At 66.5% G+C, this 22,782-nt stretch carries 24 protein-coding genes and 1 pseudogene; 18 read left to right on the forward strand and 7 right to left on the reverse strand.

What is annotated here, in order from left to right; translation table 11 throughout:
• Window positions 1-5: 5 nt before the first annotated feature.
• Window positions 6-407, reverse strand: coding sequence for a rhodanese-like domain-containing protein (locus tag YWC_RS0122975; protein WP_027867492.1), 402 nt, complete (start codon window positions 405-407; stop codon window positions 6-8).
• A gap of 210 nt (window positions 408-617) precedes the next feature.
• On the opposite strand from YWC_RS0122975, the gene gpmA reads away from it, so the two are divergent.
• The 17 genes from gpmA to YWC_RS32305 all read left to right on the forward strand — a co-directional run bounded on the left by gpmA (window position 618) and on the right by YWC_RS32305 (window position 16,916).
• Window positions 618-1,364, forward strand: a complete 747-nt coding sequence (gene gpmA, locus YWC_RS0122980) for a 2,3-diphosphoglycerate-dependent phosphoglycerate mutase (RefSeq protein ID WP_027867493.1) — start codon at window positions 618-620, stop codon at window positions 1,362-1,364.
• 9 nt (window positions 1,365-1,373) lie between these two features.
• Window positions 1,374-2,789 carry a murein hydrolase activator EnvC family protein gene (locus YWC_RS0122985; RefSeq protein WP_027867494.1) on the forward strand — a complete coding sequence of 472 codons (1,416 nt, stop codon included), beginning with the start codon at window positions 1,374-1,376 and terminating at the stop codon, window positions 2,787-2,789.
• A gap of 19 nt (window positions 2,790-2,808) precedes the next feature.
• Window positions 2,809-4,290, forward strand: a complete 1,482-nt coding sequence (locus YWC_RS0122990; RefSeq protein WP_027867495.1) for a S41 family peptidase — start codon at window positions 2,809-2,811, stop codon at window positions 4,288-4,290.
• Between the two features lie 168 nt (window positions 4,291-4,458).
• Complete coding sequence (locus YWC_RS30490; protein ID WP_051306680.1) at window positions 4,459-5,253, forward strand: HesA/MoeB/ThiF family protein; 795 nt, start codon at window positions 4,459-4,461, stop codon at window positions 5,251-5,253.
• Between the two features lie 103 nt (window positions 5,254-5,356).
• Complete coding sequence (gspG, locus tag YWC_RS0123000; RefSeq protein ID WP_027867496.1) at window positions 5,357-5,800, forward strand: type II secretion system major pseudopilin GspG; 444 nt, start codon at window positions 5,357-5,359, stop codon at window positions 5,798-5,800.
• A gap of 8 nt (window positions 5,801-5,808) precedes the next feature.
• Window positions 5,809-6,297: a type II secretion system minor pseudopilin GspH gene (gene gspH, locus YWC_RS0123005; RefSeq protein WP_051306681.1), complete on the forward strand. Its 489-nt coding sequence runs from the start codon at window positions 5,809-5,811 to the stop codon at window positions 6,295-6,297.
• Between the two features lie 11 nt (window positions 6,298-6,308).
• Window positions 6,309-6,680: a type II secretion system minor pseudopilin GspI gene (gene gspI / locus YWC_RS0123010; RefSeq protein ID WP_027867498.1), complete on the forward strand. Its 372-nt coding sequence runs from the start codon at window positions 6,309-6,311 to the stop codon at window positions 6,678-6,680.
• Window positions 6,677-7,312, forward strand: a complete 636-nt coding sequence (locus YWC_RS0123015) for a PulJ/GspJ family protein (RefSeq protein ID WP_027867499.1) — start codon at window positions 6,677-6,679, stop codon at window positions 7,310-7,312. Before gspI ends, YWC_RS0123015 begins: the two co-directional genes overlap by 4 nt.
• Window positions 7,312-8,346, forward strand: a complete 1,035-nt coding sequence (gene gspK / locus YWC_RS0123020) for a type II secretion system minor pseudopilin GspK (protein ID WP_027867500.1) — start codon at window positions 7,312-7,314, stop codon at window positions 8,344-8,346. The genes YWC_RS0123015 and gspK overlap by 1 nt, the downstream gene beginning before the upstream one ends.
• A 16-nt stretch (window positions 8,347-8,362) precedes the next feature.
• Window positions 8,363-9,607 (forward strand): type II secretion system protein GspL, encoded by a 1,245-nt coding sequence (gene gspL / locus YWC_RS30495; RefSeq protein ID WP_051306682.1) that lies wholly within the window; start codon window positions 8,363-8,365, stop codon window positions 9,605-9,607.
• Window positions 9,604-10,146 carry a type II secretion system protein M gene (locus YWC_RS0123030; RefSeq protein ID WP_027867501.1) on the forward strand — a complete coding sequence of 181 codons (543 nt, stop codon included), beginning with the start codon at window positions 9,604-9,606 and terminating at the stop codon, window positions 10,144-10,146. The genes gspL and YWC_RS0123030 overlap by 4 nt, the downstream gene beginning before the upstream one ends.
• A complete protein-coding gene (gene gspN, locus YWC_RS0123035; RefSeq protein WP_027867502.1) occupies window positions 10,143-10,916 on the forward strand; it encodes a type II secretion system protein N in 774 nt (257 codons plus the stop codon). Before YWC_RS0123030 ends, gspN begins: the two co-directional genes overlap by 4 nt.
• A complete protein-coding gene (gene gspD, locus YWC_RS30500; RefSeq protein ID WP_051306683.1) occupies window positions 10,916-13,297 on the forward strand; it encodes a type II secretion system secretin GspD in 2,382 nt (793 codons plus the stop codon). The genes gspN and gspD overlap by 1 nt, the downstream gene beginning before the upstream one ends.
• A 7-nt stretch (window positions 13,298-13,304) precedes the next feature.
• Window positions 13,305-14,726 (forward strand): type II secretion system ATPase GspE, encoded by a 1,422-nt coding sequence (gene gspE / locus YWC_RS0123045; RefSeq protein WP_027867503.1) that lies wholly within the window; start codon window positions 13,305-13,307, stop codon window positions 14,724-14,726.
• 9 nt (window positions 14,727-14,735) lie between these two features.
• Complete coding sequence (gene gspF / locus YWC_RS0123050; protein WP_027867504.1) at window positions 14,736-15,956, forward strand: type II secretion system inner membrane protein GspF; 1,221 nt, start codon at window positions 14,736-14,738, stop codon at window positions 15,954-15,956.
• A gap of 22 nt (window positions 15,957-15,978) precedes the next feature.
• Window positions 15,979-16,716 (forward strand): type II secretion system protein N, encoded by a 738-nt coding sequence (locus YWC_RS0123055; RefSeq protein ID WP_027867505.1) that lies wholly within the window; start codon window positions 15,979-15,981, stop codon window positions 16,714-16,716.
• Window positions 16,717-16,733: 17 nt separating this feature from the next.
• Window positions 16,734-16,916, forward strand: a complete 183-nt coding sequence (locus YWC_RS32305; protein WP_084416547.1) for a hypothetical protein — start codon at window positions 16,734-16,736, stop codon at window positions 16,914-16,916.
• A 65-nt stretch (window positions 16,917-16,981) separates the two neighbouring features.
• On the opposite strand, the gene YWC_RS30505 is transcribed toward YWC_RS32305, so the two are convergent.
• Window positions 16,982-17,770 (reverse strand): RNA-guided endonuclease InsQ/TnpB family protein, encoded by a 789-nt coding sequence (locus YWC_RS30505; RefSeq protein WP_051306684.1) that lies wholly within the window; start codon window positions 17,768-17,770, stop codon window positions 16,982-16,984.
• A gap of 109 nt (window positions 17,771-17,879) precedes the next feature.
• Here YWC_RS30505 and YWC_RS30510 point away from each other — a divergent pair.
• Window positions 17,880-18,807, forward strand: a pseudogene (locus tag YWC_RS30510) (IS5 family transposase).
• A gap of 398 nt (window positions 18,808-19,205) precedes the next feature.
• Here the strand turns inward: YWC_RS30510 and YWC_RS0123075 are convergent.
• The 5 genes from YWC_RS0123075 to hslU form a co-directional block, all read right to left on the reverse strand.
• On the reverse strand, window positions 19,206-19,841 hold the full coding sequence (locus YWC_RS0123075; RefSeq protein ID WP_027867506.1) for a class I SAM-dependent rRNA methyltransferase: 636 nt from the start codon (window positions 19,839-19,841) through the stop codon (window positions 19,206-19,208).
• Between the two features lie 51 nt (window positions 19,842-19,892).
• A complete protein-coding gene (locus tag YWC_RS0123080; protein WP_229413172.1) occupies window positions 19,893-20,303 on the reverse strand; it encodes an ASCH domain-containing protein in 411 nt (136 codons plus the stop codon).
• Window positions 20,300-21,034 carry a helix-turn-helix domain-containing protein gene (locus tag YWC_RS0123085; protein ID WP_027867508.1) on the reverse strand — a complete coding sequence of 245 codons (735 nt, stop codon included), beginning with the start codon at window positions 21,032-21,034 and terminating at the stop codon, window positions 20,300-20,302. The genes YWC_RS0123080 and YWC_RS0123085 overlap by 4 nt, the downstream gene beginning before the upstream one ends.
• A 179-nt stretch (window positions 21,035-21,213) precedes the next feature.
• Window positions 21,214-21,417, reverse strand: coding sequence for a hypothetical protein (locus tag YWC_RS0123090; protein ID WP_027867509.1), 204 nt, complete (start codon window positions 21,415-21,417; stop codon window positions 21,214-21,216).
• A gap of 22 nt (window positions 21,418-21,439) precedes the next feature.
• A complete protein-coding gene (hslU, locus tag YWC_RS0123095; protein WP_027867510.1) occupies window positions 21,440-22,777 on the reverse strand; it encodes an ATP-dependent protease ATPase subunit HslU in 1,338 nt (445 codons plus the stop codon).
• Between the last annotated feature and the right edge of the window lie 5 nt (window positions 22,778-22,782).

Below are 22,782 nucleotides of genomic sequence, written 5' to 3' on the forward strand. Positions count from 1 at the left end.
ATAAATTATTTAGTCACCGGCAAGCCGGCCGCGATCCATGCCGCCTGGCCGCCTTCGAGCGCATGCGCGTCCTCGAAGCCGGCCGCCTGCAGCTGGCGCGCCGCCTTGTCGGCGCGGGCGCCGGTCTGGCAGACGACGATCACGGTGCGGTTCTTCGACTTCTCCAGCTCGCCGATCCGCTTGTCCAAGTCTGCCAGCGGGATGTGTTTCGCGTCGCGCAGGTGGCTGGCGGCATATTCCTCGGCAGTCCTCACGTCGAGCACGAGGCTCTTGCCGCGGTTGATCATCTGCGTGGCCTGCAGCGGGGTGACGCGCTTGCCGCGCGGGCCCAGGGCCGGCCAGAGCAGGGCGCCGCCGGAAATCACGGCGATCGCTACGATGAAGATATTATCGAGAATGAAATTCACAAGGGTTCCGTTGGTTGTACTGAATCGGGGCATTATAAAATAGATGTCGGACCGGATTTTAATTAGGCCCTCGAGATACCGTCACGAGCGGCAGCGATGGCGGTCGAGAAGCGCAGCTGTACGAAGAGTACAGCGAGCATCGCAGGCCGCCAGCGCAACGCGCAGCAGGTATATCGAGGGGCGTTTGCACTTTTAGCGAGAAGAGTATTTATGTACAAAATCGTATTCATGCGCCACGGCGAATCCACCTGGAACCTGGAAAACCGCTTCACCGGCTGGACCGACGTCGACCTGACCGAGAAGGGCATCAACGAGGCCAGGAGCGCCGGCCGCGTGCTCAAGGAAGCCGGTTTCACCTTCGACGTGGCCTACACCTCGGTGCTCAAGCGTGCGATCCGCACCCTGTGGCTGGCGATGGACGAGATGGACATGATGTACCTGCCGGTGAAGAACGACTGGCGCCTGAACGAGCGCCACTATGGCGCCCTGCAGGGCCTGGACAAGGGCGAGACCGCCGCCAAGTTCGGCGACGAACAGGTGCTGGTCTGGCGCCGCAGCTACGACACCCCGCCGCCGGCACTGGAAGAAAACGATCCACGTACCTCCTTCAATGACCCGCGCTACGCGGCCCTGGCGAAAGAGCAGATCCCGCTGACCGAATGCCTGAAGGACACCGTGGCCCGCGTGATGCCGTGCTGGGACGAGGAAATCGCCCCGGCCATCCGCGCCGGCAAGAACATCCTGATCTCGGCCCACGGCAACAGCCTGCGCGCCATCATCAAGATGCTGGACAACATCAGCGACACCGACATCGTCGGCCTGAACATCCCGAACGGCCAGCCGCTGGTGTATGAACTGGATGCGGACCTGAAGCCGATCAAGCACTACTACCTGGGCGACCAGGAAGCGATCGCCGCCGCCGTGGCGGCCGTGGCCAGCCAAGGGAAGGCGAAATAAGTCTTGCGTTTGCCATTCACGAAGTTCGCCGGCAGTGCGCTCCTGGGCGCGCTGCTGGCCGTCGCGTTGCTTGAACCCGCCTTTGCCCAACGCCAGACTGAACGCAGCCGCCAGAAGGTGACTGCGGAGAAGCAGCGCACCGGTATCCAGCAGAAGCTGGAAGCGATCAAGCGCGACATCGCCCGCACCGAGGACGCGCGGGCCGACGCCGCCGACGAGCTGGCGGCGTCCGAGGCCGCCATCTCCGACGCCAACCGCGCGCTGCGCGACCTGGCCGAGGAACAGGACGCGACCAGCACGCGCCTGAATGAGCTGTCGAACCAGGGCGAGCGATTGCAGCAAACAATTGTTAATCAAAAGAAACAATTGTCACAACTGCTGCGCGAACACTACGTGGCCGGCAACGAAGACCGGATCAAGCTCCTTCTGTCTGGCGACAACCCGAACCGCATCAATCGCGACCTGCAGATGATGGCCTATGTGTCGCAGGCCCAGGCAAAACTGCTGGACTCGCTGCGCGCCAACCTGGCCGAAGTCGAGGCAAACCGCGACAAGGTCGAGAACGCCCAGCTGGAACTGCAGGAAATCGCCGGCGAGCAGCAGGAACAGAAAGCAACGCTGGAAAAGGAAAAGGCCAAGCGCGCCGGCCTGCTGCAGAACCTGTCGACCAAGCTGGCCGACCAGCGCAAGCAGGCCGACCGCCTGCAGCGCGACGAACAGCGCATGACCGAGCTGGTGGACCGCCTGTCGCGCCTGATCCGCGAGCAGGCCGAGGCCGAACGCCGCCGCCAGGCCGCCCTGGCCGCGGCCAAGGCCAAGGCCGAAGCGGAAGCGAAGGCGCGCGCCCTGGCCCGCGCCAAGGCCGCCGCCGAGCGGGCCGAGCGCGAGCGCATCGCGCGCCAGAGCGGCAAGCCGGCGCCCAAGCCGGAGCCCGAGCCGCCGCCGCCGCGGGTGGCCGAGCAGAAGCCGCTTGAAACCCGGCCGAGCGAGGTGGAGCGGGAGGTTCCGCTGGCGCCGCCGGCGCCGGCCGGCGCCTTCGCCGCCCTCAAGGGACGCCTGACGGCCCCGATCAGCGGCAATATCCGCGCCCGCTTCGGCGCCCGTCGTACCGAAAGCCTGACATGGAAAGGCATGTTCTTCACCGCGCCGGAAGGCGCCGAAGTGCGCGCCGTCGGACCGGGGCGGGTGGTGCACGCCGAATGGATGCGCGGCTGGGGCAACATGATCATCATCGACCACGGCGGCGAATACCTGTCGACCTACGGCTTCACCTCGGCGGTGCTGAAGCGCCCCGGCGACATGGTGCGCGCCGGCGAGGTGATCGCGAGCGCGGGCAATACCGGCGGTATCGAGGAATCGGGGCTATACTTTGAGCTCAGGCATCGCGGCAAGGCCTTCGATCCTTCAGGCTGGATCAAATTCTAGGAACAGAGGTGGATAAGCGATGGGCAAAGCAAAGAATATCGGGCTGATCGGACTGGGCATGGTGGCCGGCGTGGCCGCCTCCTTCCAGTTCTCCGCCCACGCGCAAAAAGACGTCGGCTCGCCGCTGCCGCTCGACGAGCTGCGCCAGCTGGCCGACGTCTACGGCCTGATCAAGACCGACTACGTCGAGCCGGTCTCCGACAAGAAGCTCCTGTCCGAAGCCATCGGCGGCATGGTCGCCTCGCTCGACCCGCACTCCGTCTACCTGGACCAGAAGGCCTACAAGGAGATGAAGGAAGCGGTGCAGGGCAAGTTCGTCGGCGTCGGCATCGAGGTCGCCAGCGAAGACGGCTACGTCAAGGTGGTCGCCCCCATCGAGGACACCCCCGCGCACAAGGCCGGCATCAAGTCCGGCGACCTGATCACCCGCATCGACAACGTCCCGGTGCGCAACATGTCGCTCGACGAAGCGATCAAGCGCATGCGCGGCAAGGCCGGCAGCAAGGTCACGCTCACCATCGCGCGCCGCGGCGAGGACCGGCCCTGGGTGGTGCCGGTGCAACGCCAGGAAATCGTGGTGCAGAGCGTCAAGGCCAAGATGATCGAGCCGGGCTATGCCTGGCTGCGCGTCAGCCAGTTCCAGGAAAACACCGTCGAGGAACTGGCCAAGAAAGCCAAGGCCCTGTACGCCGAGAACCCCGAGATCAAGGGCCTGGTGCTCGACCTGCGCAACGACCCGGGCGGCCTGCTGCCGGGCGCGATCGGCGTGTCGGCGGCCTTCCTGCCGCAGCCGGAGCAGCTGATCGTCTCGACCAAGGGCCAGCTGCCGGACTCCAACCAGCAGTTCTACGGCCGCCGCGAATTCTATTCCCAGCGCGGCGCCGACCCGCTGGCCGGCCTGCCCGCCGGCCTGAAGACCGTGCCGATGGTGGTGCTGGTCAACGGCGGCTCCGCCTCGGCCTCCGAGATCGTGGCCGGCGCCCTGCAGGACTACAAGCGCGCCATCATCATGGGCAGCCAGACCTTCGGCAAGGGCTCGGTGCAGACCCTGCGCCAGCTCTCGCCCGACACCGCCGTCAAGCTGACCACGGCGCGCTACTACACCCCGAAGGGCCGCCCGATCCAGGCCACCGGCATCGTGCCCGACATGCGCGTGGACGAGACCCCCGAGGGCGACGCGCTGGCCGTGCTGCGCGTGCGCGAGGCCGACCTGCAGCGCCACCTGGCCAGCGAAGGCGAGGCTGGGAAGACCCAGGCCGCCAAGGACCAGAAAGAGGCGCTCGACGCCCAGCAGCGCGCGATCGCCCAGCTGAAAGACCGCAAGCCGCTCGACTACGGCAGCAAGGACGATTTCCAGCTGGCACAGGCGATCAACCACTTCAAGGGGCAGAAAGTCGTACTGGCCAAGTCCGAGCCGGAAGCCGAGAAGCCGGCGGCGCCGAAGACCCTGCCGGGGACGGAGCAGAAGCCGCCGGAGATCAAGGCGCCTGCCAAGAAATGATCGGCGTTTCTCTCTGATCTACGGAATTGGGTCCCCGCCTGCGCGGGGACGACGTTGTTTTGGTGCGGTGGATGATTGTTAGCGCAGTTCTTTAGCCACAAGCCGTAAAACCGTCATCCCCGCGAAGGCGGGGATCCAAGTTGACTTTTGTCGCACACCCCACGCACGATGAACGACGCCCAACTCCTGCGCTACTCGCGCCACATCCTGCTCGACGAGATCGGCATCGAGGGCCAGCAGCGCCTGCTCGATGCGCACGTGCTGATCATCGGCGCAGGCGGCCTCGGTTCGCCCGCCGCGCTCTACCTCGCGTCCGGCGGCATCGGCCGCATCACCCTGGTCGACGACGACGAAGTCGACCTGACCAACCTGCAGCGCCAGGTCATGCACACCACCGCCCGGATCGGTCAGCCCAAGGTCGATTCCGGCCGCGCAGCCATGCTGGCAATCAACCCCGAGGTCGAGGTCAGCGCGCTGCGCGAACGCGTGGGCGGCGCGCGCCTTGCGGAACTCGTCCGTGCGGCGACGGTCGTACTCGACTGCAGCGACAACTTCGCCACCCGCCACGCCGTCAACCGTGCCTGTGTCGAAGCGCGCAAGCCGCTGGTCTCCGGCGCCGTGATCCGTTTCGACGGCCAGTTGTCGGTCTTCGACACGCGCCGGCCGGAGGCCCCGTGCTACGCCTGCCTGTTCCCCGAAGACAGTCATTTCGAGGACGTGGCCTGCAGCACCATGGGCGTGTTCGCGCCGCTGGTCGGCGTGGTCGGCGCCATGCAGGCCGCCGAGGCCATGAAACTGGTGGCCGGCATCGGCGAGCCGCTGGCCGGCCGCCTGCTGCTGCTCGACGGCCGCGCCATGGAATGGACCGCGCTGAAGGTGGCGCGCCAGCCGGCCTGCCCCGTCTGTTGCGTCCGTTCCGAGGAGAATGAGTACAAAAACAAGACTGCTTTAAGACAGAATTAAACTTGCTCTTCGGCTTACAATTTCTCCAGTGCACGCGGTAGCTCCTGCTGGCGTGTAGGCTTATACTGTCAGCCTCCAACCGACATACTTACAAAGAGCATCCATGCACATTGATTCGCAACGCAAGCAGCGCCGCGCACGTGGCTTCACCCTGGTCGAGATCATGGTGGTCGTCGTGATCATCGGCATTCTCGGCGCCCTGGTCGTGCCGAAACTGCTGGGCCGCACCGGGGAAGCGCGCGTGACCGCCGCCAAGACCGACATCGCCACCATGTCGCAGGCGCTCAAGCTCTACAAGCTGGACAACCAGCGCTACCCGAGCACCGAACAGGGCTTGCAGGCCCTGGTCACCAAGCCCACCTCGGGCCCGGCCGCGAACGGCTGGAAAGACGGCGGCTACATGGAAAAGCTGCCGAAAGACCCGTGGGGTAATTCTTACCAGTACCTGTCGCCAGGCATCCATGGCGAAGTGGACATCTTCTCGCTGGGCGCCGATGGCCAGCCCGGCGGTACCGGTGAGGATGCCGACGTCGGTTCCTGGGAATAAGGTCTCCAATGCGGGCCCTGGGCGCCCCGGCTCGCCGCCCGGCGAGCGCCGGCTTCACCCTGGTGGAGCTGCTGGTCGTGATGGTCATCATCGGCATCACGCTGGGCCTGGCTTCGCTCAACGCCATCCCCTCGCCGCGCCAGAACCTGCAGCAGGAGGCCCAGCGCCTGGCCCTGCTGCTGCAGCTGGCGCGTGACGAAGCCATCGTGCGCAACCGCCAGGTGGCCTTCGAGGCCAACGGCGAGCGCTACCGCTTCGTGGTGCGCAACGACACCGGCTGGGAGCCGGTTACCCGCGACGACCTGCTGCGCGAACGCACTTTCCGCGGCGCCCCCCTGCAACTGGTGCTGGAACCGAGCATGAGCAGCGACCCCAGCACCGTGCGCATCACTTTCGGACGCGAGCCGGTCGACAAGCCCTTCGTGCTGACCCTCGCCACTGCCGGCAACGCGGTCGCGATCCGTGCCGACGGCATCGGCCACTTTACCGTCGAATGAAGGCGACAGCGATGCGCGCACGCGGATTCACCCTGCTCGAAGTGCTGGTGGCCCTGGTCATCGTCGGCACCGCGCTCGGCGCCGGCCTGCGCGCCGTGGGCAGCCTGACCGCCAACAGCGACGGCCTGCGCGCCGCCATGATGGCCACCTGGTCGGCCGAAAACCGGTTGGTGCAGATCCGCCTCGGCCGCGAATGGCCTGAGGTCGGCAAGCGCAACTTTCCCTGCCCGCAAGGCGAGCTCAACTTGATCTGCGAAGAGCAAGTCCTGACCAGCCCGAACCCGCAGTTGCGCCGGATCGAAGTCTCGGTGTATGACGCCGAACGTCCGACGCGCCGTATCGTCAAACTGGTTCAGCTCGTGTTGAGGCCCTCGCGGACATGACACCCGGCATCCCACAACGCTCCCGCCGCCGCCACGGCTTCACCCTGGTCGAACTGCTGGTGGCGATCAGCATCCTTGCCATCCTGGCCGTGCTCGGCTGGCGCGGGCTGGACGGCATCGTGCGCGCCCGCATCGCCCTGACGCAAGAGATGGAAACCACGCGCGGCATGCAGCTGGCCTTCGCCCAGATGCAGAGCGACTGCGAGCACCTGGCCGGCCGCGAGATCATCGGCCGCCGCCCCAACCTGGTCTGGGAAGAAGGGCGCTTCATGTTGGTGCGCAAGGTCTACAACGAAAACGAACCCTCGCAGCTGGTCGTCGTGTCCTATCGCCTGGTGGACGGCAAGCTGATCCGGCGCGAATCGCGCGGCACCCGCGACCTGGCCCAGCTCGAGGTGCTGTGGCAGGCGGCCGCCAGCGACGCGCCCTCGGCAGCGTCGACGCCGGTGGCGCTGCAAAGCGGCCTGGTCAGCATGAGCATCATGGCCTGGCAGGGCAACCAGTGGCGCACCGAAGCGCTCCCTGCCGCCGACGGCGCCCAGGCCGAAGACCCCAGCGGCCTGCAGGTCGGCCTGGTGGTGCAAGGCCGGGATGTGCCGATGGTCAAGTTCTTCCTGCTGGGAGGCACCTGATGCGCCGGCCGCCACCCAGCTTGCGCCAGCGCGGCGTCGCGGTCGTCACGGCCCTGCTGCTGACCACGCTGGCCATCTCGATCGTCGCCAGCCTGTTCTGGCAGCAGCAGGTGCAGGTGCGCTCGATGGAAAACCAGCGCCTGCACCTGCAGACCAAGTGGATCCTGCGCGGCGCCCTCGACTGGGCCAGCCTGGTGCTGCGCCAGGACGCCTACACCTCGCAGTACACCTCGCTCGACCAGGTCTGGGCCACCCCGCTGGCAGAGACCCGGCTCGACCAGTACATCGAGCGCGAACGGGTCGAAGGGGAAAACTTCGACGCGACCCTGTCCGGTAATATTATTGACGCAACGTCGCGTTACAATCTCAGCAACCTGGCAAGGGATCGCCAGAAGGTGCCGGAACAAGTGGAGATCTTCCGCCGCCTGCTGGACAACCTGCGCCTCGACGCGCGCCTGGCGATCCGGATCGCGGACTTCGTCGCGCAGGGACAACAGGTGGCGGCGCCGGTGGATCCCAACAATCCGGTTGTGCCGCCGCCGGAGAATCCTGTCCCGACGCCGACGCCGACGACGACGACGCTGCCGCCGGTGCCGCCGGCGAACGGCGTACCGATCCCGGTACAGCGGGTGGACGATCTGCTGGCGGTGCAGGGCGTCACGCCGGAGGTCATGGCCAAGCTGCGGCCCTTCCTGATCGTGCTGCCCGGTACCGAGACGACGAAGTTGAACGTGAATACCGTGCCGGCCGAGTTGCTGGCAGCGATCGTGCCGGGAATGTCGCTGTCCCGCGCCAGCAGTCTGGTCGAGCAGCGCAAGAGGGTGGCGCCATGGCGCGACCCGGCGGTTTTTGCCAGCCAGACAGGTGCCGACCCGCAGCTGACCGAGACCTGGGGCGTCAAGAGCGAATGGTTTATCGTACAGAGCCGTATCCGGCTCGACCGCGCAGCGCTAAACGCGGAGTCGCTGATCAGGCGTAATCCCGCGCCCATGGTCGGCGGCGGCACCCAAGTAATCTGGACCCGCCAGAACTAGAAGAAAGCGAGACAGTTTGACTACTCTTTATATCCGGCACCCGGCCCGCGCAGAAGGCGAGGGCGCGCTGTGCCGCTTTGCGGTGGTGCTTGATGCCGGCACCATCGCGCAACAGGGCGAAGGCCTGTTGCGCAACCTGGGCGACGTGGTCGCGGCCAGCCGCCGCGTGGTGCTGCTGCTGGCCGGCGCCGACGTCAGCCTGCTGCCGGTCCAGGCCCCGCCGCTCACCGGCGCGCGCCTGCGCGCGGCCCTGCCGGCCCTGGTCGAAGAACATATCCTGGGCGACCCGCTCGATTGCGTGCTGGTGGCCGGTCCCCCCTTGCCGGACGGCCGCCGCCCGGTCGGCGTGGTCCAGCGCGACTGGTTCGAACCGCTGGTGAAGGCCCTGCTCGGCATGGGTGCGCGATCGGTCGCCGCCGTGCCGGCACAGCTGTGCCTGCCACTGCTGCCGGGCAGCGTCAGCGCCGCCATCGGCAACAACGAATTGCTGCTGCGCCAGGGTCAGTACGAAGGCCTGGGCCTGGCCCTGGACGGCAACCCGACGCTCGCGCTGCAGACCGCACGCGCGCTGGCGGGCGACGCCCCCCTGGTGCTGTACGTGCCGCACGAACAGCTCGGCGAATACCAGGCCCTGCTGGCCGAAGCGGGTCCCGGCATCACGCTGGAAAGTGAAGCCTGGGAGCACTGGATCGCAGGCAGCAAAAGCAGCACCATGGACCTGGTGCCGGGCCTCGGCACCGCCGGCGTCGCCCAGCGCGACTGGAGCCGCTGGCGCTGGCCGATCCGTCTCGCGCTTGCCGCGATCGTGGTCAACATCATCGGCGTCAACATCGAGTGGCTGCGCCTGAAGCGCGAAGCCGACGCGGTGCGCCAGGGCATGTCCCAGACCTTCCGCAGCGCCTACCCGGCCCAGCCGGTCATCGACCCGGTGGCGCAGATGCGCCAGAACATCGCGCGCGCCAAGGCCGCCAGCGGCCAGGTCAGCCCGGACGAGTTCGGCTGGATCGCTGGCCAGCTCGGCGAGGCGGTACGCGGCCTCGGACGTCCGCCCACGCTTGCGTCAATGGAGTTCCGCGAACGTACGCTCACCGTGCGCGTCAAACCTGACACCGTCGACCCCGCCACCACGGTGCAGCTGCGTTCGATCCTGGAAGCACGCAACATGAGTCTGGAAGAAAGTGCACCGGCTACCTGGGTCATCCGCAGCACGGGTGCCGCAGGTGCGTCCGCGCAGGCAGCCACCACGGGAGCAGCACAATGAAGGCAGCAGGAAACATCGGCGCGCAGTTCGGCGCGAAATTCAGCGCCCTGCGCGAGCGTGCGCTCACCTGGTGGCTGGGCCGTACCGACCAGGAGCGCAAGTTCCTGACCGTCGGCGGCGCCGTGGTGGGGGTGTCGCTGGTCTATGCGCTGCTGCTGGCGCCGGCCATCGAAGGGCGCGACAGCCTGAAACGCTCGCTGCCCGCGCTGCGCCAGCAGGCCGCCCAGCTGCAAACCATGGCCGCCGAAGCCCAGGCCCTGGCCGCCACGCCGGCGCCGTCGGTCGCGCCCATGAGCTCCGAGGCACTGAACGCCAGCATGGCCCAGCGCGGCCTCAAGGCAGGCTCGCTCACCATGACCGGCGAATACGCCAAGATCCAGTTCAACGGCGTGTCCTTCGCCAACCTGGTGTCCTGGCTCGATGCCCAGCGCCGCGAGAACCGCGTGCAGGTGCAGGACGCCACGTTTACCGCCTTGAGCGCGGTGGGACAGGTCGACGCCACCCTCACGCTGCGCCAGGCCAGCGCGCCGGCCCAATGAGGCGCCTGCTGTTGTGGACAGTGCCGGTCGTGCTGGCCGTGCTCGTCACGGTGCTGGCCTTCCTGCCCGCTTCCTGGCTGGGGCCGATCGTGGAACAGCAGACCGGCGGTCGTTTGACTCTGGGGGATGCGCAAGGTACGCTCTGGAACGGCTCAGCTTTCGTAGGCGGAGCGCCGGGCGAGGGCGGGGCAGTGACGCCGCTGCTGCCGGGGCGCTTCGCATGGCGTTTGTCGCCGCTGGTGATGCTGGGCCAAGTCCACATGGAACTAGAAAACCCGCAAGCACTGGCACGCCCGGTACGCATCGACGGCAGCTGGTCGCAGTGGCAGGTGAGCAGCGGCGAACTGCTGCTGCCGGCCGAGGGCCTGGCGGGGCTGGGTGCGCCGCTCAACACGCTGGCGCCGAGCGGCACCATCCGGCTGGTCTGGAATACGCTCGACCTGCTGCGCCAGCCCAATACGGTAGCGGTACAGGGCCGTACGGTATTGACCATGAGCGACATGGGTTCGCGCATGTCGCCCATCCGGCCGCTGGGCAGCTATGAAATGGCATTCGACTGGCGCGGCAGCCAGGCCGACCTGAACCTGCGCACCGTACGCGGTGCGCTCGTATTGACGGGCTCGGGTATGCTGCAAAATGGCCGCCTGCGCTTTTCCGGCCAGGCCTCGGCCGCCGAAGGATACGAACAGACGCTGGGTAATATGCTCAACCTGCTGGGCCAGCGCCGCATGGTGAACGGCAAAAACATAATCGCACTCGAGTTCAGATAATGACCAACAACATTCGCACCACCTTTGCTCGACCCCACCTCCGTCTGCCCATCGTGCCGAATATGCGCCGCGTCGCGGCCGGCGCCATGCTGTGCTGCTTCGCCGCGACCACGGCGGGAACATTCCTTCCAGCAGTTGCTCATGCCCAGGAAAGTGCGAACGCCGCGGCGCTGAGCTTCGTCAACGCCGACATCGAATCGGTGATCAAGGCGATCGGCCACTACACCGGCATGACCTTCATCATCGACCCGCGCGTCAAGGGCACGATCACGCTGGTGTCGGAAAAATCGCTGACCAAGACCCAGGCCTTCGGCCTCCTGACCTCGACCCTGCGCCTGCAGGGCTATGCCGTGGTCACCAGCGGCGACGGTTATGCCAAGGTGGTGCCGGAAGCCGAAGCCAAGGCCCAGTCCTCGCCGACCCAGGTCGGGGGCGTACGCGCCAGCAAGGCTACCGGCGACCAGATCGCCACCCAGGTGTTTTATCTCTCCTACGAGTCGGCGGCGAATCTCACCGCCGTGCTGCGTCCCCTGATTTCGCCGAACAATTCGATCATGGCGAACCCGGGCAACAACACCCTGGTCATCACCGACTACGCCGACAACCTGCGCCGCCTGGCCAAGATCATCGCCGCGCTCGACGCGCCGGTGGCGGCCGACCTCGACGTGATCCCGATCCGCAACGCGATCGCCAGCGACATCGCCGCCCTGGTCACCCGCCTGATGGAACCGAGCGCCGGCGGCGATTCCGGCCGCGTCACCGTGCTGGCCGACCCGCGCACCAACTCGGTCGTGATCCGCGCCCCTTCGCAGGCACGCGCCAACCTGGCCAAGTCCCTGATCGCGCGCCTCGACCAGCAGACCTCGACGCAGGGCAATATTCACGTCGTCTACCTGAAGAACGCCGACGCCAGCCGCGTGGCCCAGACCCTGCGCGCCGTGGTGTCGCAGGACGCTTCGGCGGTGCCGGTGCAGCAGCAGGGCACCACGGGCGGTTCCATCCAGGCGGGCTCCGCAGGAATGGGCGGCAGCAGCACCGGCCAGGGCGGACTCGGCAGCCAGCAGGGCCAGGGGGGCAGCCTCGCCACCTCCGGCACCGGCGGCACCTTCGGCCAGCAGAGCCAGCTCACCGCGGGCGGCGCCGGCGGCGGCCAGGGCTCGGGCTTCATCCAGGCCGATGCCTCGACCAACAGCCTGATCATCACCGCGCCGGACGCCGTGTACCGCAACCTGCGCAGCGTCATCGACCAGCTCGACGTGCGCCGCGCCCAGGTCTACATCGAGGCGCTGGTGGTCGAAGTGACCTCCAACAAGGCTTCGGAATTCGGTGTGCAGTGGATCGGCGCCTCGGGCGACAGCGACAGCAAGTACCGCGTCGGCGGCGTCCAGTCCTTCACCGGCGGCGCTCAGGGCAGCAACATCGTCAACCTGGCCGCGGCCGCGCGTACCGGCCTGTCCGGCACCTCGGTGCCGAGCATCCCGGGCGGCCTGACCTTCGGCCTGTTCCGCCAGGTGGGCGGCGAGCTGGGCCTGGGGGCGGTGGCGCGCGCCCTTGAAAACGACGGCAATGCCAACATCTTGTCCACACCGAACATGATCACCCTGGACAACGAGCTGGCAACGATCAAGGTCGGCCAGAACGTGCCGATCATCACCGGCTCGTACACGACCACCGCCGCGACCGGCGGCGGCAACCCGTTCCAGACCGTCGACCGCCGGGACGTCGGCCTGCTGCTCAAGGTGCGCCCGCAAATCTCGGAGGGGGGTACCATCAAGATGGCGATCCTCCACGAGAATTCGAGCGTCGACCCGGCCACCCGCAACGCGCCGCAGGGCCTGACCACCAACCAGCGCGCGATCGAAAGCAATGTGCTGGCCGACGACGGCCAGATCATCGTGCTCGGCGGCCTCATCGAGGACACCGAGGGCGACGGTGAAGAGAAAGTACGCGGCCTGGGCGACATTCCGGTGCTGGGCAACCTGTTCAAATACCGCAACCGCACCCGGGTCAAGACCAACCTGATGGTGTTCCTGCGTCCTGTCGTGGTGCGCAGCAAGGAAGCTTCCCATTCGCTGGCCATGGACCGTTACGAATACATGCGCGCCGTCGGCGCCTCGGGCCAGGCCAGCCAGGAAGACACGATCCTGATGCGCAATCTCGGCGCGCCGCAGCTGCCGCCCTTGACGGGTGGCCAGCCGCCCGTCGGCGGCACCATGGCCACCGCGCCGGTGCAGGCGGCGCCGGTCGTCGGCAGCGCCCCGGGCGCGGCCAGCGGCCAACCGACGCAGGACCAAATGAGGCAAGGCCAGCCGCGCCAGCAGAACCAGCCGGCGACGCCGCAGTCCCAGTTTCGTCCGGTGACGCCATCGAACCAGAAATAAGCTGACCATGAACAATCTGTTGCCTTTCGCCTTCGCCCGTGACCACGGCGTGCTGGCGCGCGGCGGTGACGAACCGGGCCAGGCCGTCGAGGTGCTGGTGTCCGGCGCCACCGCGCCCAGCGCGATCGCGGAAGTCTCGCGCCGCTTCGGCCGCATCACCCTGCGCCGCCTCGATCGCGGCGAGCTCGACGACGCCATCGCCAAGGCCTATGCCGGCGCCGGCGGCGACGCCTCGCAGGTGGTGGACGAGTTCGATGCCGACCTCGACCTGACCCGCCTGCTGCAGGACGTGCCCGCCATCGAAGACCTGCTGGAATCCTCGGACGACGCGCCGGTCATCCGCATGATCAACGCGCTCCTGACGCAATCGCTGCGCGAAGGCGCGTCCGATATCCACATCGAACCCTTCGAGCAGACCTCGGTCGTGCGCTTCCGCGTCGACGGCGCGCTGCGCGACATCGTGCGTCCCAAGAAGGCGATCCACGCCTCGCTGATCTCGCGTATCAAGATCATGTCGCAGCTCGACATCGCCGAAAAGCGCCTGCCGCAGGACGGCCGCATCACCCTGCGCATCGGCGGCAAACCGGTCGACGTGCGCGTCTCGACCCTGCCGACCGGCCACGGCGAGCGCGCCGTGCTGCGTCTGCTGGACAAGGAAGCCGGCAGGCTCGACCTGAGCCACCTGGGCATGGCGCCGGACATGCTGCCGCAGTTCGACCGCCTGATCAACCAGCCGCACGGCATCGTGCTGGTCACCGGCCCGACCGGTTCGGGTAAAACCACCACGCTGTACGCCGCGCTGTCGCGCCTGAACGCGTCCACCACCAACATCATGACGGTGGAAGACCCGATCGAATACGACCTCAACGGCGTCGGCCAGACCCAGGTCAACGCGCGCATCGACATGAGCTTCGCCAAGGCCCTGCGCGCCATCCTGCGCCAGGACCCGGACGTGATCATGATCGGCGAGATCCGCGACCTGGAAACGGCGCAGATCGCGGTGCAGGCCTCGCTCACCGGCCACCTGGTGCTGGCCACCCTGCACACCAATGACGCGGCCTCGGCCGTGACCCGTCTGCTGGACATGGGCATCGAGCCGTTCCTGCTGTCCTCGTCCCTGCTGGGCGTGATGGCGCAGCGCCTGGTGCGCAAGCTGTGCACGCATTGCAAGGTCAGCGACGCCACCGGCTGGCATGCGGTGGGTTGCGAGCGTTGCGGCCACACCGGCTACCATGGCCGGGTCGGCGTCTACGAGCTGCTCGAAACCACCGAAGAGATCCGCGCCCAGATCCATAACCAGGCCTCCGAAGCCGAGATCCGCGTCACCGCCCAGAAGTCGGGCATGAAGATGATGCGCGAAGACGGCGAGCGCTGGCTGGCGGACGGCACCACCACACGCGCCGAGCTGGTGCGCGTGACCAAGGATTAAGGGAAGCCCATGCCGGCATTTCGCTACGAAGCCGTCGACGCCGGCGGCGCCACCAAGAAGGGCGTGGTCAACGCCGACAGCCCGCGCTCGGCGCGCGCCGACCTGCGCACCCAGGGCCTGACGCCGCTGTCGGTCGAGCAGATCGCGGCCCAGGTGGACGAAGCCGGCGTGGCGCGTTCGCGCGGCTTCGGCGAGCGCCTGTCGCAGGTCGAGCTGGCGCTGTTCACGCGCCAGCTGGCCAGCCTGCTCGAGGCCGGCCTGCCGCTGGAACAGGCCTTCACCGCGCTGCTGGAACAGGCGGAACGCCCCTACGTGCGCGACCTGATCGCCTCGATCCGCTCCGAAGTCATCGGCGGCGTGGCCTTTTCCAGCGCGCTGTCGCGCCACCCGCGCGACTTCGCCGAGATCTACCGCGCCCTGGTGTCTTCCGGCGAGCAGATCGGCCAGCTCTCGCGCGTGCTGTCGCGCCTGGCCGACTACATCGAGCGCCGCAACGCGCTGGTGCAGAAGGTGCGCCTGGCCTTTACCTATCCGGCCATCGTCACCGTGGTGGCCTTCGCCATCGTCATCTTCCTGCTCACCTACGTGGTGCCGCAGATCGTCTCGGTGTTCGCCAACACCAAGCAGAAACTGCCTTTCCTCACCGTCATGATGCTGGCGATTTCCGACTTCGTGCGGGCCTACGGCATCTATGTCGGCATTCTGCTCATCGGCGCGTTCTGGCTGTGGCGGCGCGCGCTGCGCAATCCCGACCTCAAGCGGCGCTGGCATACCTGGCTGCTGAGTGCGCCGGTCTATGGAAAATTCGAGCGCAGCCTGAACACGGCGCGCTTCGCCAGCACGCTGGCGATCACCACCGGTTCCGGCGTGCCGATCCTGCGCGCCCTCGAGACCAGCCGCGACACCCTGTCGAACGTGGCGATGCGCGAACTGGTCGAACAGGCCACCGCCAGCGTGCGCGAAGGCGTGAGCCTGGCGCGCGCCCTGTCGGCGCAGAAGCACTTTCCGCCGATGCTGGTGCACATGATCCGCGCCGGCGAGATCACCGGCGAGCTGCCCAGCATGCTCGAACGCGCCGCCAACTCGCAGCAGGCCGACCTCGAGCGCCGCACGCTCACCATCGCCGGCCTGCTGGAGCCGGTGCTGATCCTGGCCATGGGCCTGGTGGTGCTCCTGATCGTGCTGGCGGTGCTGATGCCGATCATCGAGATCAACCAACTGGTGCGCTGAATACAAGAACAAGAAGGAAACCATGAACAAGCGTCTGCCTCTCCTCCTCACCCTGCTCGCACTGATCCTGCTGGTCGCCTCGGTCGCCTACTGGTTCCTGCAGCTGTACAAGCCCGAGCAGCGTCCGCTGGCGCCGGCGCCGGCCATGGCCCAGGCCGAGCCGAACCCGGAAGCCGCCGCCTACCTGTTCGGCGGCCAGCCGACCGCGGTGGCGATCTCCAATTACCAGCTCACCGGCGTCGTCTCGGCCGGTAGCAACAGCGCCGTGATCCTGGTGGCCGAGGGTTCGCCGCCGAAGGCGGTGCGGATCGGCCGCGAGATCGTGCCGGGCGTGACGGTGGCCGAGGTGCATCCGAAATACGTGATGCTGTCCGAAGGCGGCGTCATGAAACGCGTCGACCTGGCGCCCGACACGGGCGCCTCCAGCCAGCCCGGCATGGCGCCGCCGATGCCGCAGCCGGTGGCCGCTGCGCCGCCGCCCGGTGTCGAGCCACAGACCGCGCCGGGCGTCGTGGCCGCGCCGGGGAACATGCAGCAGCAACCGGGCGGCGGCGTCGCGCTGACCACCCCGGAACCCGCGCTGCCGAACCAGGAGGCGCCGCCGCCGCCCGATCCGACCATGACCCAGCCGCAGCAAGGGCAGCAGGGACAGCAGCAAGGACAGCAGGGCCAGAACCCGCCGCCGCCAAACCAGGTGCAGATGCCGCCCCCGACCCGGGCGGTGAACAGCCCGGTGGGGGAGCCGAACCCGACCCAGTAAGCCGGAACGCCGCAAGCATGCGGTGTTTTTTTCGTCACTATCACCGCCGGCCGCCTGCTGGATACCCATCCCTCAAAACCCTGGATGCGGGCTACATCACCGTGCGCAACGCCGGCGCCTCGGACTGGAATGACGTCGGCCTGAGCCAGGCCATCGCCGCCGGCAAGGTGCTCGGCCCGCGCATCATCCCAGTCGCCTAGTCGTTCGGGCCGACCGGCAGCCACTGCGACAGCACCTACTTCCGTTCGTCCAGACTTATGCAAAGTTATTCATCGTTAACTTTGGCGCTGGATTCCTGCTTCGCCGGGGCTGGTTTCGTCTCGCGCTTGCGCGCTAGGCCAGCGCCTTCCCCTCCACAGGCCGATGCGGTGGAACTCACCGCCATGTTTTTCAGGTTCACTGCCGCATTCACGTCCCGGTCGTGGTACTCGCCACACTCCGGGCAGCACCAGTGCCGCACACCCATTCCCAGCTCCTTTACTACATGCCCGCAGCCGGAGCACTGTTTGCTACTGGGGAACCAGCGGTCGGCCACGATCACCTGGCCACCACGCCAGGCCGCCTTGTATTCGAGCTGGCGGCGGAACGCGTAAAAGCCCATGTCGGCAATGGCGCGAGACAGGCGCCGGTTGGCCAGCATCCCTTTCACGTTCAGGTCTTCAATGCCGATCGTGTGGAAGCGCCGCGTGATGCTGGTGGTGAGCTGGTGCAGCCCGTCGCGCCGGATGCTGGCGATTCTGGCGTGGAGCCTTGCCAGTTTCATCTTTGCCTTGCCTCGATTATGCGAGCCCTTCACTTTGCGCGATAGGGCGCGTGAAAGCCGCTGTAGCCGTTGTAGCAAGGTGCGTAGTGCACGAGAGCCTGCGATTGCCTCTCCCGTTGACAGGGTTGCCAGCGATGACACGCCCAGGTCGATTCCAACCGCGTCTTGGTTTTCGGCTGACGGCAGGAACGGGTTCGGGATGTCGACGGTAATGCTGGCGTACCAATGGTTGGCGACGCGGGAAATCGTGGCCGAGACGATCCTGTCTTGAAAGCGCAGGGCTTCGCGCATGCGCACACACCCGAGTTTCGGAATCCGGAATTTTTTACCGTCGACTTGGCTTTGTTGCGTAAATCAGGTCTGCCCAGCGTAGATCCGGCAGGTCTGTTAGCCTGAACGCATGAAGCCTGCTCCACAGAAGTACCGCACGACCAACTGGAAAACGTACAACGAAGCTCTCAAGGCACGTGGGTCACTGCTGATCTGGCTCGATCCGACGATGAAATGGCACGGCCAGCCGAGCGGCAAGCGCGGGCGCAGCCAGACGTTCAGCGACGAGGCGATCCAGTTCTGCCTGAGCATCAAGTGCCTGTTCAATTTGCCGCTGCGCCAGGCCATGGGCATGGCGCAGCGCCTTTTACACCTGGCGGGACTTGGCTGGCCAGTGCCCGACTACAGCACGGTGAGTCGGCGGCAGAAGACGCTGCAGGTGGCCATTGGCGCCGTGCCGACCACGACAGGCTTGCATCTGCTGGTGGACAGCAGGGGGATCAAGATGCTGGGCGAAGGCGAATGGAAGACGAAGAAGCATGGTGCAGATTACCGACGCCAGTGGCGCAAGGCGCACCTCGGGATCGATGCGTCCACACTGGAGATCCGTGCCATGGAAGTGACCGACAACAGCATCGGTGACGCCCCCGTCCTGCCGGCGCTGCTGGAGCAGATTCCAGCCGACGAGCGCATCGCCAGCGTCAATGGCGACGGCGCCTACGATACGAAGGACTGCCACGAAGCCATCGCCATGCGCTCCGCGCATGCCATCATTCCGACCCGCAAGAACGCCAAACCCTGGAATACGAACCCTGCGGTGCCGATGCACGCAACGAGATCCTCCATACGACGCGCCGGCTGGGCCGGGCGATCTGAAGAAGTGGAGCGGCTACCACCGGCGCAGCCTTGTCGAAACGAAGATGCGTTGTTTCAAACTGCTCGGCGAACGCGTCATGGCGCGTGACTTCGACCGTCAGGTCGCTGAATTGCAGGTGCGCGCTGCCGTGCTGAACCGCTTTACTCGGCTGGGTACCCCAGTTACGGTACCAGTGTTATAAAACTGATTACAAAAGGCGTCAGCTCGGCCTTCGCTCGATTTGCTCAACAAAGCCGGTTGACTTCGAAAGAACCAAAAAGGCGCTCGAGAGAAACAGGACTGCCACCAAGCTCTCGATCGTTGTTGAGTTCTGAAAGTGGCCATCGCGGAAAAATACCAGCGCACTACCTTTAATGCCCTTTGCCCAGAACATTGGGCGTTCTTGACCCGTATAGCTGATGGGCTGACAGCAGCGAATCAGCGGCTGGCGTTCTTAAACTCACTGCACTCAGCCTCGCCGCAAGGCGGCAAATATTGCAACTTCCACCAACGTGCGCCTCATTGTCAGCGTATATTCAGCGCGCTCCTACGACAGTTCAGGCCGGTCGAGCCTGGCCAACAGGGTGATACAGGCAATGCTCAGCGCGGGTAGGTGAACCCGGTACGAATGTCCATCGGCAGCAGCCGGCCGCCTTCGCGCACCATCAGGCGCTGGGGCGGTTCTTCGCCGGCCAGCACCCGCCGCGTGACGGGCAGTCCTTCGGCCTTGCGCACCAGTTCGTCGCTGCGCTCGTACACATTCGGGCAGCCGGTGGCCTTGATGAGCGCCTGCACGACAGGCACCTTCCACAGGTCGACCCCGGCGGCATTGAACTGGCAGACCAGGTAGCCCGTGGCGCCGCCGTAGCCGTGCACCAGCAGGCCGGGCAAGCCGGCCTGGTCACCGTCGATGAGCTGGAGCAGCGCCTCTGGATCGGCGTCACGCAACACGTCGGCGCGCGCCAGCACGGCAGCCTGTACGCGGCGCTTGATCAGGGCGTGGTCGACCGGCTCGTCCTCGCGCAGGGTCCAGACCCGGGCCGCAATCTGCGACTTGGCGTTGTAGGCTGCGCGCGCCAGGAATTGGCGCGACGAGGATTGCACGATGGCCGTGGCGCCCGCTTTGCTGCGCTCGGCGGGCTTGCCCTCGACCTTGTCGATGGCAGAGAGATAAATCCAGGGGTCGCCGGCCAGGATGGCCTTTTCCTTGCCCTGCTTGATGGTAATGGTGAGCATGCGCGGCTTTCGTCTTCAGGATGCGCATGATACAGCAGCCGGGAAAGCAGCTCAGGACTGGATCACCTCGACCAGCTCGAAATGCAGGGTGACGAACTCGAAGTCGTCGTGCAGCTCGTACTGGGGCAGGCAGCGGATGTGCACTTCCTGGAATTCGCGTGCGCTGGCGAAGGTCTCGCCGCGCCAGACTTCTTCCGGGATGGCGCCGAAGCGGACGACCTGCACCTTGGTCGCGCGGATCAGGCAGCGCAGGCGCTGCTTCAGGTCGTAGACTTCGATCAGGTCGCCCGCTGCGTAGCTGCCGTCGCCGTATTCGCCGTATGGCTTGTAGTAGTCCCCGACCGTGTCGGCCGTGACCGTCTTGCGGCCCGCCATCACGGCGCGCGGCAGGCTGTCGTCGTTCTCGTCGGCGCCCCAGAAGGTCAGGCGCTTGCGCCGGCCGGTATCGATCGCCGCGGTCATGCGCGCCGCAACGCGGTAAATGCCGCGAACTCCCAGGACCGGAAGCCGACCAGCAGCGTATAGCCGTCGCGCTCCTGCGACGGCAGGCGGCGGTCGTTGCGGTGCAGGCGCGCCAGTTCGCCGGCCAGCTGCTCGATCCTCGAGGCCAGCTCCTGGGCGCTGGCGCTCGACAGGCGCGCGGGCAGGCACATCAGCGCTTCGCCGGGACGGTCGAACCTGCCTGCAAAATAGTCCTCCACCACGTGCTCGCGGAAGAAGCGCTGTACCGGGCCGTCCGGCAGCCAGCGGAAGGCGTTCGAGACGCGCAGGCTGTAGCGGTTCAGGGGTTTCAGTTCGATCAGGCCGAGCCGGTCGAGTTCGGCCAGCAGGGTGATGCACTCCGGCTCGGTCAGGCGATAGGTCTCGGTGACCTGTCCCAGCGACCAGTGGCCGAGGCAGCAAATCGCCATCAGGAGCAGGCGCGGGTTGGCGACCAGCGAGGTTTCCTGCGGCAGGGTGAGGAAGTCGGCCTGGGGGCGCGAGTCGGCGGCGCGGCGCAGCACGTCTTCCAGCGCGATGCCGGTCACCTGGCAGATCTGGGCCAGGCGCGACAGGGCCATGTCCTTCTGGCCGAACATGCGCTTGACGCTCGATTCACTGACGCCGATGCGCCCGGCCAGGTCTTTGTAGGTGATGTTGGCGGTGCGCAGTTCGGCGCGCAGCACGTCGAGGACCAGTTCCGGTGAACTCATGGTGTTCCTGCAGTAAATATGACATGTCGACTGAATGTACCTGTGAATTGTCGAGTAGGCAAGATCGTAAGGGCGGCGATACCACACCGCAGTTGCAGGTCGCAGGGACGGACGTAAAAAAGGCGGGCACGCTTGCGCGGCCCGCCAAGGGGAAACTCTATCGAAAGGAGGATGCCGGACTATTCGTCGTCGTCGGCGACCAGCTTGGCCTTCTTCAGCATGCGCTTGGCCTCCTGCCGTTCGCTCGACAGCGGCTTGGCGTGCGCCCCCGCCGAGCGGGCTTTGGCCAGCGCCGCGATCGGATTGCGCGGCTTGCCGAAGTTCTGGGATGGCTCCACCCGCAGCCGCATCTTCTGCCGCGTCGCCAGTGCCTTGTTTGCCATCGCCAGTCCTCCCTCCAACAATTTACAGTACGTAGCGCGACAGGTCTTCGTTGACCGACAGCGCGTCCAGTCGTGCGTTGACGTAGGCCGCGTCGAGAGTGACCGTCTGCTCCTTCTCGGCGCCGGCCGTGAACGAGATCTCCTCGAGCAGCTTTTCCATCACCGTGTACAGGCGGCGCGCGCCGATGTTCTCGGTGCGCTCGTTGACCGAGAACGCGATCTCGGCCAGGCGGTGGATGCCGTCATCGGTGAACACGACCTGCACGCCTTCGGTGGCCAGCAGCGCTTCGTACTGTTTGGTCAGGCTGGCGTCGGTCGAGGTCAGGATGCTCTTGAAGTCTTCGATCGACAGCGATTCCAGCTCGACGCGGATCGGGAAGCGGCCCTGCAGCTCCGGGATCAGGTCGGACGGCTTGGACAGGTGGAACGCGCCCGAGGCGATGAACAGGATGTGGTCGGTCTTGATCATGCCGTACTTGGTGTTCACTGTCGTGCCTTCGACCAGCGGCAGCAGGTCGCGCTGCACGCCGGCGCGCGAGACGTCGGCGCCGCCGTGTTCGGAACGGGTGGCGATCTTGTCGATCTCGTCCAGGAACACGATGCCGTTCTGCTCGACGTTGGCGATCGCCTTCTGCTTCAGCTCGTCCTCGTTGACCAGCTTGGCGGCTTCCTCGTCGACCAGCAGCTTCATCGCTTCCTTGATCTTCATCTTGCGCGGCTTCTTGCGTGCGTTGCCGACGCCGGCGAACATCGACTTGATCTGCTCGGTCATTTCTTCCATGCCCGGTGGCGCCATGATTTCCATCTGCGGGGCCGCATCGGCCACGTCGATCTCGATCTCGCGGTCGTCGAGCGAGCCTTCGCGCAGGCGCTTGCGGAAGGTCTGGCGGGTGGCGTCGCCTTCCTTGCTGTCGCCGCCATTGCTGACGTTGAAGCCGAAGTCGCGCGCCGGCGGCACCAGGATGTCGATGACGCGGTCTTCGGCCGCATCCTCGGCGCGCTGGCGCACCTTCTTCTGCTCACTCAGGCGGGTCTGCTTGACGCCGATGTCGATCAGGTCGCGGATGATGGTGTCGACGTCGCGGCCGACGTAGCCGACTTCGGTGAACTTGGTCGCTTCGATCTTGATGAAGGGCGCGTCGGCCAGCTTGGCCAGGCGGCGCGCGATCTCGGTCTTGCCGACGCCGGTCGGGCCGATCATCAGGATGTTCTTCGGGGTGATCTCGTGGCGCAGCGGCTCGGCGACCTGCTGGCGGCGCCAGCGGTTGCGCAGCGCGATCGCGACCGCGCGCTTGGCCTTGCCCTGGCCGACCACGTGCTTGTCCAGTTCCGAGACGATCTCGGGCGGGGTCATGTTCATGATGG

The organism is Massilia alkalitolerans DSM 17462, from assembly GCF_000427785.1.
Classification (GTDB): domain Bacteria; phylum Pseudomonadota; class Gammaproteobacteria; order Burkholderiales; family Burkholderiaceae_D; genus Telluria; species Telluria alkalitolerans.